Source organism: Flavobacterium sp. B183 (assembly GCF_023539155.1).
Classification (GTDB): domain Bacteria; phylum Bacteroidota; class Bacteroidia; order Flavobacteriales; family Flavobacteriaceae; genus Flavobacterium; species Flavobacterium tructae.
Genome location: NZ_CP097434.1, coordinates 4,295,102 through 4,311,925, shown reverse-complemented (window position 1 = coordinate 4,311,925; position 16,824 = coordinate 4,295,102). Strand labels below are relative to the sequence as shown.

General features: G+C 35.1%; 20 protein-coding genes. 7 read left to right on the top strand and 13 right to left on the bottom strand.

What is annotated here, in order from left to right:
* The first annotated feature begins 78 nt into the window (after nt 1-78).
* The 7 genes from M4I44_RS17840 to M4I44_RS17810 all read left to right on the top strand — a co-directional run bounded on the left by M4I44_RS17840 (nt 79) and on the right by M4I44_RS17810 (nt 8,034).
* Nucleotides 79-672, top strand: coding sequence for a 2OG-Fe(II) oxygenase family protein (locus M4I44_RS17840; protein ID WP_017495556.1), 594 nt, complete (start codon nt 79-81; stop codon nt 670-672).
* A 103-nt stretch (nt 673-775) separates the two neighbouring features.
* Nucleotides 776-1,216, top strand: coding sequence for a MarR family winged helix-turn-helix transcriptional regulator (locus tag M4I44_RS17835; protein WP_249965616.1), 441 nt, complete (start codon nt 776-778; stop codon nt 1,214-1,216).
* Nucleotide 1,217: 1 nt separating this feature from the next.
* Nucleotides 1,218-2,537 carry a serine hydrolase gene (locus M4I44_RS17830; protein WP_249965615.1) on the top strand — a complete coding sequence of 440 codons (1,320 nt, stop codon included), beginning with the start codon at nt 1,218-1,220 and terminating at the stop codon, nt 2,535-2,537.
* Nucleotides 2,538-2,567: 30 nt separating this feature from the next.
* Entirely contained in the window at nt 2,568-3,422 is an 855-nt protein-coding gene (locus M4I44_RS17825; protein ID WP_249965614.1) for an EamA family transporter, read from the top strand.
* A 430-nt stretch (nt 3,423-3,852) separates the two neighbouring features.
* Nucleotides 3,853-5,139, top strand: a complete 1,287-nt coding sequence (locus M4I44_RS17820; protein WP_249965613.1) for a Glu/Leu/Phe/Val dehydrogenase — start codon at nt 3,853-3,855, stop codon at nt 5,137-5,139.
* Nucleotides 5,140-5,299: 160 nt separating this feature from the next.
* Entirely contained in the window at nt 5,300-6,523 is a 1,224-nt protein-coding gene (locus tag M4I44_RS17815; protein WP_249965612.1) for a sterol desaturase family protein, read from the top strand.
* 341 nt (nt 6,524-6,864) lie between these two features.
* The gene (locus M4I44_RS17810) at nt 6,865-8,034 is read left to right on the top strand and encodes a hypothetical protein (protein ID WP_249965611.1); all 1,170 of its coding nucleotides are present in this window, start codon (nt 6,865-6,867) and stop codon (nt 8,032-8,034) included.
* Between the two features lie 25 nt (nt 8,035-8,059).
* Here M4I44_RS17810 and M4I44_RS17805 read toward each other — a convergent pair whose 3' ends face one another.
* From M4I44_RS17805 to M4I44_RS17745, 13 genes are all read right to left on the bottom strand, one after another.
* Nucleotides 8,060-8,494, bottom strand: coding sequence for a DUF6526 family protein (locus M4I44_RS17805; protein ID WP_249965610.1), 435 nt, complete (start codon nt 8,492-8,494; stop codon nt 8,060-8,062).
* 116 nt (nt 8,495-8,610) lie between these two features.
* Complete coding sequence (locus tag M4I44_RS17800; RefSeq protein ID WP_249965609.1) at nt 8,611-9,126, bottom strand: DNA-deoxyinosine glycosylase; 516 nt, start codon at nt 9,124-9,126, stop codon at nt 8,611-8,613.
* A gap of 193 nt (nt 9,127-9,319) precedes the next feature.
* Nucleotides 9,320-10,519, bottom strand: coding sequence for an FAD-binding oxidoreductase (locus M4I44_RS17795; RefSeq protein WP_249965608.1), 1,200 nt, complete (start codon nt 10,517-10,519; stop codon nt 9,320-9,322).
* Nucleotides 10,516-11,004 (bottom strand): low affinity iron permease family protein, encoded by a 489-nt coding sequence (locus M4I44_RS17790; RefSeq protein WP_017495567.1) that lies wholly within the window; start codon nt 11,002-11,004, stop codon nt 10,516-10,518. Before M4I44_RS17790 ends, M4I44_RS17795 begins: the two co-directional genes overlap by 4 nt.
* Before the next feature lie 11 nt (nt 11,005-11,015).
* Nucleotides 11,016-11,843, bottom strand: a complete 828-nt coding sequence (locus tag M4I44_RS17785; RefSeq protein WP_249965607.1) for an MlaD family protein — start codon at nt 11,841-11,843, stop codon at nt 11,016-11,018.
* Nucleotides 11,844-11,865: 22 nt separating this feature from the next.
* The gene (locus M4I44_RS17780; RefSeq protein ID WP_249965606.1) at nt 11,866-12,645 is read right to left on the bottom strand and encodes an ABC transporter ATP-binding protein; all 780 of its coding nucleotides are present in this window, start codon (nt 12,643-12,645) and stop codon (nt 11,866-11,868) included.
* 2 nt (nt 12,646-12,647) lie between these two features.
* Nucleotides 12,648-13,406: an ABC transporter permease gene (locus tag M4I44_RS17775; RefSeq protein ID WP_249965605.1), complete on the bottom strand. Its 759-nt coding sequence runs from the start codon at nt 13,404-13,406 to the stop codon at nt 12,648-12,650.
* A 251-nt stretch (nt 13,407-13,657) separates the two neighbouring features.
* Nucleotides 13,658-14,131, bottom strand: a complete 474-nt coding sequence (locus tag M4I44_RS17770; RefSeq protein WP_249965604.1) for a DUF1440 domain-containing protein — start codon at nt 14,129-14,131, stop codon at nt 13,658-13,660.
* A 2-nt stretch (nt 14,132-14,133) separates the two neighbouring features.
* Nucleotides 14,134-14,640 (bottom strand): DinB family protein, encoded by a 507-nt coding sequence (locus M4I44_RS17765; protein WP_249965603.1) that lies wholly within the window; start codon nt 14,638-14,640, stop codon nt 14,134-14,136.
* Between the two features lie 15 nt (nt 14,641-14,655).
* Complete coding sequence (locus M4I44_RS17760; protein WP_249965602.1) at nt 14,656-15,033, bottom strand: VOC family protein; 378 nt, start codon at nt 15,031-15,033, stop codon at nt 14,656-14,658.
* Between the two features lie 89 nt (nt 15,034-15,122).
* Complete coding sequence (locus M4I44_RS17755) at nt 15,123-15,335, bottom strand: hypothetical protein (RefSeq protein ID WP_249965601.1); 213 nt, start codon at nt 15,333-15,335, stop codon at nt 15,123-15,125.
* Nucleotides 15,336-15,344: 9 nt separating this feature from the next.
* Nucleotides 15,345-15,725: a DoxX family protein gene (locus tag M4I44_RS17750; RefSeq protein ID WP_249965600.1), complete on the bottom strand. Its 381-nt coding sequence runs from the start codon at nt 15,723-15,725 to the stop codon at nt 15,345-15,347.
* 290 nt (nt 15,726-16,015) lie between these two features.
* A complete protein-coding gene (locus M4I44_RS17745; protein ID WP_249965599.1) occupies nt 16,016-16,762 on the bottom strand; it encodes a GNAT family N-acetyltransferase in 747 nt (248 codons plus the stop codon).
* Nucleotides 16,763-16,824: the final 62 nt, after the last annotated feature.

Sequence of the window (16,824 nt, the reverse complement as noted above, 5' to 3'; positions counted from 1 at the left end):
TTTTGTAAAAAGCCCATTACCAGTTTTATTTCATCTACCTTGCTCCGTTGGCTGTATTTGCAGTTTCCCAAAATAAAGATGGAAGATAGTTTCGAAGATTTGATTGCGAGTTATATAGAAAATAAGGTTGGGATATCGGAGCATTTTTTAAGTCCTGAACTGGCCAATCATTTAAGGCAAAATCTAATAGATTTAAATCGTAAAAGTTTGTTGCTGGCTGCAGGAATCGGAAACTCAGAAAAGCTGTCTTACGATGGAGCTGTACGAAGTGACTCTATTTATTGGCTGGATAAAAAACACAACAATGTTTTTGAAAATGAGTTTTTTGATAAGATAGATGCTTTTATAGTCTATTTGAATGAAAGTTGTTATGCCGGAATTACAAGTTATGAATTTCACTATTCTTTATATGAAAGCGGCGATTTTTATCTGAAGCATTTAGATCAGTTTAAAAACAATTCCAGTCGAAAATATTCCATGATCAGTTATCTTAACAGCAATTGGAAAGAAAGCGATGGCGGAGAATTAATGATCCATCAGGAAAATAACAATCAAAAAATTGCACCTACGCAGGGAAAAACTATTTTTTTCAAAAGTAATGAATTGGTGCATGAAGTTCTGGTTACCCAAAACACCAGAATGAGTATTACAGGCTGGCTAAAAAGCGACTAAAATTGTTTATCACTATACCCGACAGGTTTTAAAAATCTGTCGGGTTTGAAATTTTTTTAAAAGATATTGATATATCAATTATATTTGTATCAAATAAAAAAATATGCAACTCGAAAATCCAACCGGAACAGCTCTGTACTCATTAGAGAAAGCAATAAAAGAATATCGAAGACTAGCACAAAAAAACATTACCAAGGTCGTAAAAGATATTACTGTAGATCAATGTCTGGTCTTAATTATACTAAACAACAATCCGGACATTTCTCAAAATGAATTGGCTAATCTTGTATTTAAAGACAGTGCTTCCATTACGAGAATGATTGAATTAATGGTGAAAAAAGAATATATAACCCGCACAATTCACCCTGTGGATCGAAGAAAATTTAATCTGGAAATCACTAAAAAGGGAAAAAAAACACTTGACGATATACAACCCGTTATTGAGATTAACAGGCAAACGGCATTGGAGGGCTTGTCTCTGGAAGAAATAGCGTTACTGGATAAAACGCTCCATAAAATAATCATTAACTGTAAAAATAATTAGTATGAAATCAGGATTAACATTAATTGTATTGTTCGTATTTACGTTCGGATATTCACAAAAAGAACTTAGTATACAATTAGAAAAATACATGGATGCACAATTTGCAGTTAATGATTTTAGCGGCACAGTATTGGTTTCTAAAAATGATTCGATACTTCTAAAAAAAGCTTATGGCTTTGCGAATTATGAATGGAAAGTAAAAAATGTAGTCGATTCAAAATTTAGCCTGGCTTCAGTTTCAAAGCAATTTACGGCTGTTGCGATTTTGCAGTTAGCGGAGCATAAAAAGTTATCATTGGAGGATCAATTGAGTAAGTACTTTGTTGGTTTCCCTAAAGGTGATGCCATCACTTTAAAAATGATGTTAAGTCATAATTCAGGTTTTCAAATGGATTTTGACGAACTGTATTTGGTAAGAACAGATCTCGATAAAGATTCTGTTTGTGCGTATCTGGCTAAAAAGCCTTTGCTGTTCGAACCGGGAACCAGTACAGCCTACAGTAACATTGGATATTATTTATTAGCGCGCATTGTTGAAAAAGTATCGGGACAATCTTATGAAGAGTATTTAAGGCAAAATCTATTCGATAAAGCTAAAATGCGCAATTCCGGAGTTTCTGCTAGTGATGCCGTAGTGGATAAAATGACTCAGTTGTATTATTTCAATGATAATAAATTAACTAAAAATCCATACATCAATTGGAATTTTAATCGTGGTCACGATGGTATATATTCAACTGTTGAAGATTTAAATTTGTGGAATAAAGCACTTTTCGATGGTCAGACCTTACTATCAGAGGAATCTAAGAAAAAGATGTTTACATCGTATAATGAACAGAAGTTTGGTTTTGGCGTAATAATCAATCCTGTTTACAATCAGGGCCATCAATTAATTGCGCATGATGGTGGTTTCTTTGGGGCAATGACATCCTTTAACAAATTTACTGCCGATAAAGTTTTTATTACCGTCTTATCCAACAACCAGTCAAAATCGTATTATATTGCTTATGGCCTTGCAGGAATATGTTTTGGAAAAGAGGCAGAGCTTCCGTACAAACACATTCAGGTAGCAGGAGATGCAAAGGCTTACGATCAATATGTAGGGGAGTATGAAAATGTTAAAATTGTAAAGAAAGAGAACAAATTGTATTATGCGGGTTCTGCTATCGAATTGTTGCCGGAATCTCAAACAAAGTTCTTTCGCTCAGATAATAATAATACGACAGTAGAATTTATTAAAAATAGTAAAGGAAAAATTATACAGTTAGAAATTAAAAAGGCTGGAATAAAAGAAACAAAAAATAGAACAAAAGGAGTTTAAGCGTTATTTTTGCATTCAAAATATAATCCTATGTTGTTTCTTATCCTCAGTATTTTGTGCAGTGTAATTGTTGGTGTGATCTTTAAAATAACCCGAAAATACAATACACATCCCACTCAGATTATTGCGTTCAATTATATTGTTGCTTTAGCACTTTGTTATTTTACTTTTAGTCCAAATTTAAAGGAAGTTGATGCAAACGCTCCCTGGAATATTTACATTGCTATTGGGATATTATTGCCGGTAGTCTTTTTTTTTCTGGTAGCTTCCATAAAAAATGTGGGGATTGTGAAAACAGATACAGCCCAGCGATTATCGTTATTCATCCCAATTCTGGCGGCCTGGTTCATCTTTAAAGAAGAATTTAATACCTATAAAATTATTGGGTTAATAATTGGCTTTCTGGCGCTTTTACTCCTCTTAAAAAAGCAACCGGATACCACAGAGAATAAATGGATTTATCCCGCGGTGGTTCTGGTAGGTTTTGGTATTATTGATATTCTCTTCAAACAAATCGCTCTTTATACTACTTTGCCTTATCCAACCTCTTTGTTTGTGGTGTTCTGTATCGCCTTAGCAGTAGCGTTTTTAATTTCGATTTATGAAATTGGCATAAAAAAGAGGAAATTGGACTCCAAAAATATTCTTTTTGGTGCCCTGGTGGGGATCTTCAATTTCGGAAATATCCTGTTCTATTTAAAGGCACATAAAGCATTTGCTGAAAACCCATCGACAGTTTTTGCAGGAATGAACATGGGAGTTATTGTTTTAGGAAGTTTTGTTGGTTTGCTTTTTTTCAAAGAAAAATTATCTAAAATTAACTTTATTGTTATCTTTTTAGCTTTAATAGCGATCATTTTTATTGTTGTTTCTCAGTTTAAATAAAATTTTACAGAATGTATTGTGTTGATTAACAGGTGTTATTTGTTAATTTTTTCATTTTTCAAAAATAAACTCTACTAATTCTATAGAATTTATAAAATATATTTTATAGATTTGCAATAACAATGAAGAACTATAGTCAAAATATCATCTCATCTTTATGTGGCTTCACGATGTGTCGCATGCAGGACTATGTGATGAAATGGCGTTGATAGAGAAATTTACTTGTTATTTTTTTTTTTAGCCTTTCATGCACCAATGAAAGGCTTTTTTTAGAACTGAAAAAAAAGAAACAAAATGAGAACCAATAGAAATGCCAGTGTTATGATGCGACGCTGTTTTAGGAAAATCCCATGTTAGAGCAAGTATCCATAAACCTTAGAAAAGACTTTTGTAAAAGATAAAAATAATAACCCCAATTAAACGATATAATATGAGTGCAGAATTAATAAAACAGAACCCCTTTCAATCCATGATTGATCGTTTTAACATTGCCGCCGACATTCTTAGATTAGACGAATCGATCAGGCAAAAACTCCAGCGTCCGGAAAAGCAAATTGTCGTTAATTTTTCAATTACCCTGGACAACGGTTCTGAAAAGAACTTTGAAGGTTACCGAATTATACACAATACCGCTTTAGGGCCGTCAAAAGGCGGAATTCGATATGATAAGGGAGTGAACCTTGACGAAGTAAAAGCGCTGGCTGCCTGGATGACCTGGAAATCAGCTGTGACCGGGATTCCGTTTGGAGGAGCAAAAGGCGGAATTATTTGTGATCCCACGACACTTTCTAAGAATGAATTAGAGAAAATTACAAGAGCTTATACCAAAGCTTTAATCGATATTTTCGGGCCTGAAAAAGATGTTCCGGCTCCCGACATGGGAACGGGTCCCGATGAGATGGGATGGTTAATGGATGAGTTTTCTATACTTCATGGCAAAACAATTCATGCGGTAGTAACCGGAAAACATTTGCATTCCGGCGGTTCATTAGGCAGGGTAGAAGCAACAGGAAGAGGGGTTAGTATCATCACTTTATTGGCCCTTGAAAAATTAAAACTCAGACCTGCAAAATCTACAGTAGCCATTCAGGGTTTTGGAAATGTTGGATTGCATTCGGCCTTGTTTTTATTTGAAAAAGGACTAAATGTGGTAGCGGTTAGTGATGTTTCCGAAGCGTTTTACAATCCTGAAGGACTTAATATTCCGGAATTGATTTTGTACTACAATTTGAACAATAAAAGTATTAAAGGATATCCGAATTCCGTTGCTATTAAACATGAGGATTTATTGCTGTTAGAAGTGGATGTACTGATTCCTGCTGCCACAGAAGATGTGATTACACAAAAGAACGCTAATGATATTCGTGCTAAAATTATTGTGGAAGGTGCCAACGGACCGATTTCTTCCGATGCGGATAAAATACTACACGATAACAATGTTTTAGTGGTTCCGGATATTCTGGCCAATGCGGGTGGAGTTACAGTTTCGTATTTTGAATGGCTTCAGAATTCGCTTCTGGAGTCCTGGAGAATTCATCAGATTAATACACGCTTAGAGGACATCTTAGAAAAAGGATTTGAGACGGTTTTCAGAATTGCGGCTAAATATAATGTAACACCGCGTATTGCAGCTTATATTATCGCGTTGAAAAAGGTAGCCGATACTCAATCTGTAAAAGAAGTGGCGCTGGATACTCCGAAATTTAAACAGAATTAAAAATTAGGTTTTTAAATAGTAAAGATTTTTTTCATCAATTAATAAGAAGATTTTCAGCCGAAAAGAACTTGTTGATTGATGAAAATGTCTTTGTTTTTATAAGGATATAGAAGTACTACTGCTTTGTGTTTTTTTATGAATTAAATAAGTATTTTTTAAAATGGAACATATTAATTTTCTAGCTTTCGCGATGCCTGCTTTTTTTCTCTTTCTCTTTTTAGAATATAAGCTTGCACAACGACGAAAGAGGCCGGAAATTTTTAATTATGAAAGTTCAGTTTCAAATATTAGCATTGGTATCGCAGAGCGTTTGATCAATTTGTTTGTGGCAGCCAGTTTTTACCAGTTGTATTATTTGATTTATGATAATTATCGATTTTTTGATATTTCGAATAGTGTTTTTGTTTGGATCGCCTTAATTCTTGCCACCGATTTTGTCTGGTATTGGTACCACCGATTGGGGCATGAAGTCAATTTTTTCTGGGCAGCACACATCGTACATCATCATAGCGAAGAATTTAATTTTACCGCGGCTGCCAGAATTACAACTTTTCAGGCCGTTATTAGAACAGGATTTTGGTGTGTACTGCCGCTTATTGGTTTTCACCCCTCTATGGTTATTACCATGCTGATTGTGCACGGAGCTTATTCCTTTTTTACGCATACACAGCTTGTTGGCAGAATAAAATGGCTGGAGTATGTTTTTGTTACGCCTTCTGTACATGGCGTACATCACGCGTCTGATGAGAAATATCTCGATAAAAATTACGGCGATATGTTTACCTTTTGGGATCGTCTTTTTGGAACTTTTCAGGAAGAAGAAGAAAAACCAAAATACGGTTTAACACATCCACTCAAAAGTTATAGTTTCTTGTGGCAGCATTTTCATTACTATTTTGAGATTTACGAGCTGTGGAAGCGCTCGACAGGATTTAAAGCAAAATGGAAAGCGGTATTTGGCAGTCCTGCCCATATGGATCAGGATATTCGGCCAACCTTAGAGAAACGCTTTTTACAGGACAAAGCGAATCCGCATCAAAGGCTTCGATTTAAGAATTATCTCTATATCCAGCTTGGAGTTTCCACGATGCTTTTAACGGTTTTTACGTATTGTTTTGAAGGACTAAATGTCTCGGACAAAATTTTTGTACTGTTACTTATTCTGGTAACATTAGTAAATTGTGGGGCATTATTAGAACAAAGAAGATGGATTTATTATCTGGAATACCTGAGAATTTTTATGGTAACCACTTATTTTTTATACGAAGAAAATTTGCTTTCCTTTTTCTTTATCCCGCTTGCTATTATGATTTTTGCCGAGCAATTATTCTCACTTAGCAAACATTATCAGGAAGTTGTGCTGCAATTGGAAGTTTCTGAATAGTATAAAGAATCGCCACGAATGCACGAATTATTTTAAACACAAATTCGGGAATTCGTGGCGAAAAAACTCAAGTATTTATCATTTTACTGATAATTTTTTAGCTTTTAAACTTAACGAAGAATAATCGCCCAATTCTTTTTTATTTAATTTGACTTTGAGTTAATGTATTTGACTATCAGTTGTGTATGTTGTTTTTTGTATTGGATTTGTCTCAGTTTCATTTGTATTGGAATTTGAAAATAGGACTCATTCTGATTTGGAGAATTTTCTTCAAGAGGGTTTGAAAATTTCATTTCTAAATCAGATTGGCTATATTTGAGAGTAAATTCTCAAAATAAAAAATGGAAAAAAAATTAAAGCAATTCTTTGTAAAGTCTTTTTTAGTACTGCTGTTCATTCATTTAGGGTATTTTTTATATGGTTTTTTTACCTTTAAAGGTATTGCCAATATCAATTCCTATTTTGAATTTTACAGATTTAAATTTTATGATGATGTTTCCATTTCCCATTTTTTCATCAGCGGTTTGTTTTTATTTTTCTTTCTGATATTTTTGGTTAGAAATCATTCCCGATATCCTTATTCTTTGACCAATCTGCTTAAAACCGGTTTGGTATTACTGCTGATTTGTTTTCTGAGTTTTTCCTTTTTTATCAGTTATAGTTTTGGATTGAATGCCAAATTAAGGAGCGAACTTCCGGAAGTTGATTTCAATAGAGATAAAACTTTACTGAATGTTTTAAATCCGTTTTTATACAATTATACTTCTTACAGTTCTGAAAAATTGTTTAATCCGGTTAATATCTTATATCCAAAACCCTATCCTGTCACGGAGGTAGTGGATAGCGTTTTAATATCAAATGGTTATTACAACACAGAGAGCAGGTATTACAGCATAGATACTTTGAAAGTACTCACAACCGATTTAGATAAAGTCTCGACCGTAACTGGTAAGGTTCTGGACGAAATTGGTTTAGATAAAAAGGAACTTTCGAAGCGAATTATAACCAAAAAAGTGATTAAAGACAGTACAGAAATCCTATTCAGAGGTGTCGAGGTACAGCCTCAATACGACGATAGCATTTGTATTTTTCTCGAGAATAAATCATTGTTTAAGGCTGTAGAAGGAATTGCAACAGAAAAACAACAGTACGATGCCGCAGTACAGCGATATAAACTGCTGTACAAATACAGAAAAGACTCGTTGCAGTTGAATTTTCAGAAGCTGGATACTCTTTTAAAGAAGTATAAAATCGAGAGTAATATTGTTCCTAAAGAACTGGCCGCAGATGCATTTTATTTTAGAGAACATCGCGATGAAGTACTCAATACAATTCGAAACAGCTTTGACCGAAAAGCACTAATGGAGAAATTTACCACTTTTGATAAGCTTTTTTACGAACCCAATTATTTACATCCTTCAATTATTGGGATGTATTTTGGCGTGATTGTAACCGTTTGGCTGATTCTTTTTTTAGTGTATGTTTGGTTTAATCGCAGAAATAGAAGTTAGGGAAAGTTTATCCTTTCCATTGTTTTTACACCCTGTTGTAATCTGCTCTCCAGTGCACGATGGCTTTTTTTATAGCATCTCCGGTGAGGTTATTTTTAAGAGCATCTTCCAAAAGCGGCAGGATTTCGTTGTCAGGAGCAAATCTCAAAGCAAAAATCTGATCGTCGGTTAGTTTGTACTCGAATTCTTCAAGCCTTTTTCCTGTAAGGCTCAAATAGCGATAACGAAGTTCCATCCTCACGATTCGGTTCTGAAGCGTCAGGGCGTAATGCTGGCGCAGCATATAGGCAAGAAAAAACAGCAATAGAAAACAAACACTTATAAAGGACCAAATAAGTGTATTTTCGGTCGTACAGGCGAAGTAAATACTGGAGCCTAAGAATAGTGCTAAAACCGGATAATAAACAAAATGATGTGGGGTATAAAACCGAACATGATTGTAGTAAGTTTGAATTTTCATAATGATATCGTTTTGGTTTCCGATTAAGTAACAAGGCTATTCCGGAAGAGAATAGCTTATTCAAAGAAAAAATAACGCAATCAATGTTTTTTACAACTTAAATGTATTAAAAAAAATTAATCTGTGTGAGGTGTCGATGCATTATTATGATGTGGATCAACAGAAATTTTCCACTCCTGAAGTTTAGATTCATAACTTTTACCTGCATTTGCCGGACTTGTCGAGGGTAGTGTGATCAAGTGATAGTTTTTCTTCAGCTGGACATATTTTTTAAAGAATGCTGCTGCTTTTTGTCCGTTGAAAAGAATGGTTGTGATATTGGGATGTTGTTTTAAAAAGGTTTCAAAATCGTTAGGGGTTTCATTTTTAATAGCACTGTCCAAACTCCCTATTCTGTCACAATGCTGTAACACATCCCACACCGCAATGTTGTTTTTTTGCAGCAAAGCTTTTCTGGTTTCATAATCAGTAGAGAGATCCTCTTTCAAAATAACAAACATAAATTTCCAGAAATTATTCTGACTGTGACCGTAATATTGATTCATTTCCAATGATTTGGTTCCCGGCATGGTGCCCAAAATCAGAATAACAGCATCTTTGTTGGATATGGGCGGGAAAGAAAAACTTTTCATGAAGTACTGTTTTTGTATAGCAGTAAGGTAAAGATTTTAAAAGTTACTTTTAAAGAGTTTCATTAAAACTTTGAGAAGAAAATAACGTTTGTTTTATTTGCAGTTCAACTTCAATAACCAGCTTTCAGAATACAACAAAAAACTTTGCACCTTTGCACCTTTGTATCTTTGTATCTCTGCACCTCTAAAAAAGTTATCTTCCAAACTTGTAATAGTCTAAATCCGGATTTTTTTTATTATTAAGAGAGTCCAAAATTGAGTTCATGCCTATGACACTAAAAGTAATTCCGTTTCCACCAAAACCCAGGACATAATGTTCGTTTTTATTGGGATCAGGTTTTCCAAAATAGGGCAATCCATCTTTTGTTTCTCCAAAAGTTCCCGCCCAGGAATAATCAATTTTAAAATCAATATCCGGAAATTTTCGTTGGAACTTCTTCAATAAGAATTGCTCTTTTTTTGGTAATAATTTGTCGCGTTTTACAGGGTCTTTAAAGGCTACATCTCCACCGCCCATAATAACACGATTGTCTGAAGTAGCTCTAAAATAGAGATAAGGAGAGGAGGTATCCCAAAAAATTGCATTTCTGAAAGCCATAGGAAGAGTAAGGAGACTTTCAGAAGCAATGACATAGGTGCTTTTCAAATCTACAACCTTTTCTTTTAGCGTTTCGGTACTTTCGTAACCGCTGCAATGTATAATGTGATCTGCGGTAATACTACATTTATTTTCAGTAACGGCAATTAGTTTATCTTTTTGATTTTGAATAGAGGTAATGTTGGTTCGATCCAGAATTTCCATTCCTTTTTTTTGACAATAGATCAGTAAATCATTGGCTAGCTTAAAAGGATCCATAACTGCCGCAGTTTTTGATTCGATTGCCGCCAGAGCATTGAGCCCCAATTTTTCAAGATCCCATTTTTCCAGCCAGTTCACGTCAAAGCCATTTTCCTTTCGGATTTTAAATTCGTCTTTCAGGAATTGGAGATCTTTTTTTAAAGAACAGAAATAAATACTTTTTTTGAATTCAAACTGACAATCGCTTTTTATAGTATCGATGATGTTGCGGAGATCAAAAATTGCTTTTTTACCGTTCCTGTAACTGTCAAGGGCACAGTTTAATCCTCTCATTTTGATCAGTTCGTGTAATGAAATGTCAATTTCATATTGTAGTAAAGCGGTACTCGCAGCGGTACTTCCATTGCAAATATCACGACGGTCGACCAATATTATTTTTTTCCCTTCAGTAATTAACTTGTAAGCGATCAAAGCACCTGTTATTCCGCCACCAATAATCAAAATGGTTGTGTTTTTATCGGAATCAATTGAAGGATAGCTTTTTTTCATGGCATTCCTTAGAAGCCAGAAGGTTTCGGTCGATCGTAGTTTCATTTTTTAGCACTATTTGATGTACGGGTTTTTGTTCTGGTTTTGCCTTTGCGCTGGTGTTGTTCGTGCGCTTCTGCAATGGAATGCGAGATTCTGATGCTTTCATCTTTTTTGGAGAGTTCGCTAAGATGTTGATAATATTTTTGAACAATAATCATTTCCTCTTCGGTCATACTCTCTATGTCTACCAGGCTGTTGCTTGAATATTCGTTGGAAGCGACTAGCTCGTTTAGTTTCAGCTGAATGGCCAGCGAATCTTTATTTTGTGCTTTCTGAATTAAAAAAACCATCAAAAAAGTAATAATGGTCGTTCCGGTATTAATGACCAATTGCCAGGTCTCGGAATAATCAAAAAAAGGTCCTGAAATTGCCCAGACTACTACAATTAAAAAAGCACCTATAAAGGCAGGAGTACTTCCTGAAGCTTTAGAAACATAGGTAGCAAATTTTTCAAAGGCACTGCTTTTATTTTGTTTTTTCGTTTTCATTGGAGTTTTATCTATGATTTTTCTTTTCCGGAAGGTGTCTTTTTAGCGTCTTCTTCTTTTTGTTTCTCCTGTTTTTGTTTCTCTTCTTTGGCTTTTTCCTCTTTTTCTTTATTGATTTTTTCCTGTTGTTCTTCTTTTTTCTCTTTTGCTTCCTCTTTCTGTTTTTCCTTTTCTTTCTCTTTTTTTCTAAAGTACCCTCTCAACAGAAAGTTATTTTTGGCAGCTTCCATATTATCACTAAAACCTTTGGTACCGCTTTCCAGATTTGAAAGGGTATTCGAAACGCTATTAGCCATTTTATCATCGCGGACTAATCTTGCCAGGGCTCCGTTTCCGTTGTTCATACTATGACTAAAAGTGGCAAGTTCATCAGAAATAATGCCTACATTATCAACACTTTTTTTGACACTTTTCATGATGTCCTGCATTTCTATTCCGTCAATTGAAGCAATTGCACCGTTGTTTTCGATTATTTTTTGTGATTTTATGCCGGGAGAAATAGTGAGAACCTTGTCACCCATCAATCCGTCAGAACCAATGCTGGCACGAGCGTCTGTTTTGATGAATTTTCTAACATCGTCTTTAATTACCATTAGAACCACAACAGAAGAGTCATTAATCAGTCTGATTTCTTCGACCGTACCAATGTTAATTCCCGAAAAGCGTACATTGTTGCCCACTTCCAAACCGCTCACCGTTTTAAATCGGGAGCTGATGTGAAAGGTGGAACCAAAGAGGTTTTTTTGTTTCCCTATAAAATAAATGGCCATTATAAAAAGTAACAATCCAATTGCTACAAACATTCCTAATTTCCAGGTATATCCAGATTGTTTATCCATGATTTCTACTATTTATTTTGCGTTATTCAAAGAATGAGCGTACCCATTCGTCTTCGTTTTTTTCCAGTTCTTCATATGTCCCTTCGGCATGTATTACTCCATCTTTTAAAACCATAATTCGATCGGCTGTGAGTTTTGCGCAAGCCATATCGTGAGTAATAATGATTGAAGTGGTTTTACGTTTGTGTTTGATATCGAGAATTAATTCGCTGATCTCACGTGAGGTTATGGTGTCTAAACCTGTTGTGGGTTCATCGTATAAGATAATCTCCGGTTTTAAGATTAATGTTCTGGCCAGACCAATTCTTTTTTGCATTCCGCCTGATAGTTCAGACGGCATTTTATCGATCGCATCCGCTAAACCAACATTATCTAAAGCTTCCATGACTTCAGTTTCAACTTCTTCCGGCGTTAAGTTCTGTTTGTGTTTTTGTAAAGTGAAAGCCAGATTTTCGCGTACCGACATGGAGTCATACAGTGCACCACTTTGAAATAAAAATCCAATTCGAACCCTAATCTGATTTAGCTCAGGTTTCTTCAGGTTCAATACATTTTCGTTAAACACTTTTATTTCACCCTGATCGGGAGTTATTAAACCCACAATACATTTTATGGTGACCGATTTTCCCGAACCGGAACGTCCAAGAATTACTAAATCTTCCCCTTTATTCACCGTTAGATTTACACCTTGAAGAACAGTATTGTCCGCGCCAAAAGTCTTGTGCAAATCCCTGATCTCGATGATTGGAGTTTTGCTTTCTGCTTTAGTTTTAAGTGCTGTATTTTCTTTTTCCTTAATCATCTTTAAAAGAATAAATCGGTTATTTGAACGGCAATCATATCGAGAATAAAAATGGTAAGTGAAGCAGTTACAACTGCTGAATTTGCTGCTCTCCCCACACTTTCAGTTCCATTAGAGGCATTAAATCCTTTAAAACATCCAATCATTCCGATAAAGAATCCGAAGAAGAACGTCTTGATCGTGGCAGGAATTAGATCCAGATATTCCAGCGATTGTAAAATTTGAGTCAGATAGCGATAGAAATTAACATCACCGTGGATATTAATTCCAACAAAACCACCAATAATGCCCACCGCATCTGCAAAAATGACTAAAATGGGAACCATTAAAGTACAGGCTAAAATTCTGGTTACGACCAAATAGTTGTAAGGATTAATTGCCGAGACTTCCATCGCATCAATTTGTTCGGTTACTTTCATCGATCCCAATTCGGCACCAATTCCCGAGGAGATTTTTCCGGCACAAATTAAAGCAGTAATTACGGGAGCAATTTCTCTTATTAAGGAAAGGGCGACCATTCCGGGCAACCAGGATTCCGCTCCAAAATTGACCAGTGTAGGACGAGATTGAAGGGTGAGTACCAATCCCATAATAAAACCGGTTATGGCTACTAAAGGCAATGATTTATATCCAATTACATAACATTGTTTTATAAACTCTTTGGCCTCATAAGGAGGAACAAAAACTTCCTTAAAAAACTGCTTCGCAAACAAAGTTGCATTTCCTATTTCGGTGAAAGTATTTTTTAGAGAGAGAATCAAAATAATATGTTTTTAGTATTAAATCGAAAATGAAACAACTTAAATCTTAAAAGACAGTTGTGGTCTGTATTATCAAAGATTAAAGTTACTTGACAACTGCAGAAGAAATCTTACATAACTTTTTTTGAAGTTTATATAATTAGCATTGTATGAGCAAAATAAAAGCAGAAAAGTTACGTTTGGGGGTAAAACAAAAAAAAATCCCTTTGTGTGAAAAGGGATTTTTGACGTTTTGTATTTCAGGTTTACAATTAGGATTGCGTCTGAAAACTATAATATTTTCGCGTTATAAGTGCTATGGGTAGACCGATGCAGAACATCAGGATCAACATGGATAAGAATAATGGGAAATCTAAGTGTTTTTCGGGAAGCACAGGAAAGGTAATAGGCAGTACAATTAAATTCATGATGATCCACACAAAAATTCCATAAAGGAATCCGGAAACAATTGCACTTTTTTTGAGAAAAGGCAGATAAGGATAAATGATAAAATAAAACCAGGCGAAACTTAGTGCAATTAAGTAATGGAATCCAATACCGAAGAGTGCCATTAATGAGCCTCCACTATAGGCTTCCTTTTTAAAAACGCCGCTTGCAATGGATTGCAACAGTTTTATCGCAGTGGTTTTTTGGAGTATAAAAGCATAAACTGTAATGGCTGCTGTTAGGTCTAATGTCCCGGCAACGAGCCAGGCGGTTAAAATGGTTTTGGTTTTGGATCTCATATTTAGTTTTTTACAACATTATAGACGTTTTTCAATTGATTTAAATGTCTTTTGGAGTGCATGACACAGAAGTTTAATAACTCGTAGATTGTTAAATTTCCAATACCCGGTATTTCAAAATCCATACAGGTGAGTGTTAAATCATAATTTTCAGCAATATCCTGCATTTCCTTTTCAATTCTTTGAAGACTCGAAAGCAACTCGGTTTTATCATATTCGCGGTCCTCGGGATATATAAAATCAGGGGAGTTGTATTTGGTGCTGAAATTGAGAAATATCTCTTTGATTAGAGGAATTTTTTCGTCGTAGTTAGCGGGGAGTTTTTGTGTATTAGCCTCGCAAACCTGACGCAGGCCTGAGGTCGATTTTATAATATGACGGGCAACCTGTCCGCCAGTCCAGCTTCCTTCAAACGGTACTTGATTTACTTCGTTCTGAGTAAAAAGAGAAAGCGTATCGTAAAATTGTCCAATAGTAGTGGTAATGTCTTGTTTTAATTCCGTTTTCATAAGTGTTTTTTGTTTTTAAGAAAGAATTGTAGTGATCCACCAGACATTCCCAAACGGATCTGTAACGCCGCAAGTTCTGCCATACTCTTTATCGCTGACTCCCATTATGCTCGTAGCACCATTTTCTAATGCTTTTTTATAGGTTTCATCGACATTCGGGACATAAACAAATAGGTTAGCGGTTTGTCTTGACCAGTCTTCAACTACGTCTGTAACCATGATAGTACTTCCGGTGATGATAATTTCTGCATGCATAACCGTTCCGTCTTCGCGTAGTACATGATCGGAAGAAGTTGTTGCATCAAAGACTTTTTGAGTAAATTCTATAAATTTTGACGCGCCATTTAAAATTAAATAAGGCATTATGGTTTGATGTCCGGCCGGTAAATTCATTTGGTTAGATTTGAAGGTTGATAGTATTTCAAATTTACAAATTTTATCAATAAAACTTTATAAATCAGATCTTTGTTGTTTTTTAGGACTCACAGAAGAACTTCACAATGATAGCCATAGGAATCCAGAAGTTCTATTATTCTTTGATTTGAAATTGACGGTGCATGAACGCGTAAAATTCTATCACAGTCCTCTAAATCAAAATTAATACGACTGTTTGGAAAATGTTCCAGAAGTTTCCCCACAATCAGTCGAGATTGCTCGACTTCCTGAACATTTGTTTTATAAACTTCTATCATCATTTCATGAGGTTATAAAGCGATGTTTTTATAACGCTCTATTTTATGAGAATAAACGTAAGAGATCGCCAGAATTACTAAAAAGATTAAAGGAAAGAAGGCCTGGAAATTGATACCGTCTACTGCAGCGTGACTGATCGAAGCAAAAATAAAGTCGAAACCAAATCCGGCATACGCCCATTCTTTTATGTTTTTTGGAATGGAAGGAATCACCAAAGCTAAAACACCAAGAATTTTAAAAACGACTAAGGCATTTCCGAAATACTCAGGATAGCCCAAATGTCTGATTCCTTCTTTTGCTAATTCTGTCTGAGAGGTTAAGGCCGGCATAACACCTTCGAATAAAAAGATAATAGTAGTAGTGATCCAAAAGATAATTTTTGCTTTTTTCATGGGATAGTTTTTAAAAGGTTGTTAATTAATTCATTACAAACTTACAATTCTTATCTTTTGAACGGACTACACATTTACGACTATTTTAGGGGCATTTGGGACAGAGTGGAAGATTTTAGATTTATGATTTTAGATTTTAGAGTCAAGAGTCAAGAGTCAAGAATATAGAATATAGAATATAGAATATAGAATAAAGAGAATAGATTTTGAAACTTGAAACTTGACTCTTGGCTCTTTCTTCTTTACTCTTGAAACCTGAAACTTGAAACCTGAAACCTGGAGTTTGGAATTTAAGATTTGGAATTTGCTCCCAAAACATAGTTTTTAATGACAAATAAGTCTTCGAAACCTAATCTCGTGTAAATATCTTTTCCCATTGCGGAGGCTTGTAGTAAGGCGTAATCAGCATTTAAATCGATGGATAGATTTAAAGCATATTTCATGATTTCCCCAGCAAAACCTTTTCGGCGCATTTCCGGAATCACTCCAACGCCATGAATTCCAATTGTATTTTGAGTCTGGAACAGCATAAATGTTCCGATCGGCTGATTGTCTAAAGAAACTAAATAAAACTGAACATCGTGATGATTATGAATCAGGATTTCTTTGCTAATCACATAACCAAAAGCATGAGGATATAGATCGGCCCATATTTTAGCGTCCTGTTCAGTGGAAACTCTTTTAAAACTCAGATTATTTTGAAGCGTAAATTTCTGATCTAATTTTAAAGCCATCGCAACCTGTTCACTTTTTAATGAGAAACCATAGGCATCCAGTATTTCGTACGATTTTGTTCCGTAGATATCCCAATAAGCGAAGGCTAATTCTGAATTGGCCTGCATGGTTTTAGTAATTTCACCGATGTCATTTTTAGAGAGATCTTTTCGAAACCACAATTTATTAGGCCAGCCTGAATTTTCGACTTTGCTATATTCAAAAAGAGGAGTTGTATGGTAGGATAGGAAAGAGGAACTAACCGTTTTCCACATTCCGGTAAGATTATTTAAGTTGTCTTCGATTAAGTTTATATTTTTCATTGGAATAGTGATTATAAGAATATAAGACAAAGATACCCCGGGCTTTTAGGAGAAACCTTTAC

What these genes read in the sequence shown, in the direction of transcription:
- M4I44_RS17745 (WP_249965599.1), bottom strand. Translation starts at nt 16,762, where the DNA reads ATGAAAAATATAAACTTAATCGAAGACAACTTAAATAATCTTACCGGA.
- M4I44_RS17780 (WP_249965606.1), bottom strand. Translation starts at nt 12,645, where the DNA reads ATGATTAAGGAAAAAGAAAATACAGCACTTAAAACTAAAGCAGAAAGC.
- M4I44_RS17750 (WP_249965600.1), bottom strand. Translation starts at nt 15,725, where the DNA reads ATGAAAAAAGCAAAAATTATCTTTTGGATCACTACTACTATTATCTTT.
- M4I44_RS17785 (WP_249965607.1), bottom strand. Translation starts at nt 11,843, where the DNA reads ATGGATAAACAATCTGGATATACCTGGAAATTAGGAATGTTTGTAGCA.
- M4I44_RS17800 (WP_249965609.1), bottom strand. Translation starts at nt 9,126, where the DNA reads ATGAAAAGTTTTTCTTTCCCGCCCATATCCAACAAAGATGCTGTTATT.
- M4I44_RS17840 (WP_017495556.1), top strand. Translation starts at nt 79, where the DNA reads ATGGAAGATAGTTTCGAAGATTTGATTGCGAGTTATATAGAAAATAAG.
- M4I44_RS17810 (WP_249965611.1), top strand. Translation starts at nt 6,865, where the DNA reads ATGGAAAAAAAATTAAAGCAATTCTTTGTAAAGTCTTTTTTAGTACTG.
- M4I44_RS17820 (WP_249965613.1), top strand. Translation starts at nt 3,853, where the DNA reads ATGAGTGCAGAATTAATAAAACAGAACCCCTTTCAATCCATGATTGAT.
- M4I44_RS17825 (WP_249965614.1), top strand. Translation starts at nt 2,568, where the DNA reads ATGTTGTTTCTTATCCTCAGTATTTTGTGCAGTGTAATTGTTGGTGTG.
- M4I44_RS17830 (WP_249965615.1), top strand. Translation starts at nt 1,218, where the DNA reads ATGAAATCAGGATTAACATTAATTGTATTGTTCGTATTTACGTTCGGA.
- M4I44_RS17755 (WP_249965601.1), bottom strand. Translation starts at nt 15,335, where the DNA reads ATGATGATAGAAGTTTATAAAACAAATGTTCAGGAAGTCGAGCAATCT.
- M4I44_RS17790 (WP_017495567.1), bottom strand. Translation starts at nt 11,004, where the DNA reads ATGAAAACGAAAAAACAAAATAAAAGCAGTGCCTTTGAAAAATTTGCT.
- M4I44_RS17765 (WP_249965603.1), bottom strand. Translation starts at nt 14,640, where the DNA reads ATGAAAACGGAATTAAAACAAGACATTACCACTACTATTGGACAATTT.
- M4I44_RS17815 (WP_249965612.1), top strand. Translation starts at nt 5,300, where the DNA reads ATGGAACATATTAATTTTCTAGCTTTCGCGATGCCTGCTTTTTTTCTC.
- M4I44_RS17795 (WP_249965608.1), bottom strand. Translation starts at nt 10,519, where the DNA reads ATGAAACTACGATCGACCGAAACCTTCTGGCTTCTAAGGAATGCCATG.
- M4I44_RS17770 (WP_249965604.1), bottom strand. Translation starts at nt 14,131, where the DNA reads ATGAGATCCAAAACCAAAACCATTTTAACCGCCTGGCTCGTTGCCGGG.
- M4I44_RS17835 (WP_249965616.1), top strand. Translation starts at nt 776, where the DNA reads ATGCAACTCGAAAATCCAACCGGAACAGCTCTGTACTCATTAGAGAAA.
- M4I44_RS17760 (WP_249965602.1), bottom strand. Translation starts at nt 15,033, where the DNA reads ATGAATTTACCGGCCGGACATCAAACCATAATGCCTTATTTAATTTTA.
- M4I44_RS17805 (WP_249965610.1), bottom strand. Translation starts at nt 8,494, where the DNA reads ATGAAAATTCAAACTTACTACAATCATGTTCGGTTTTATACCCCACAT.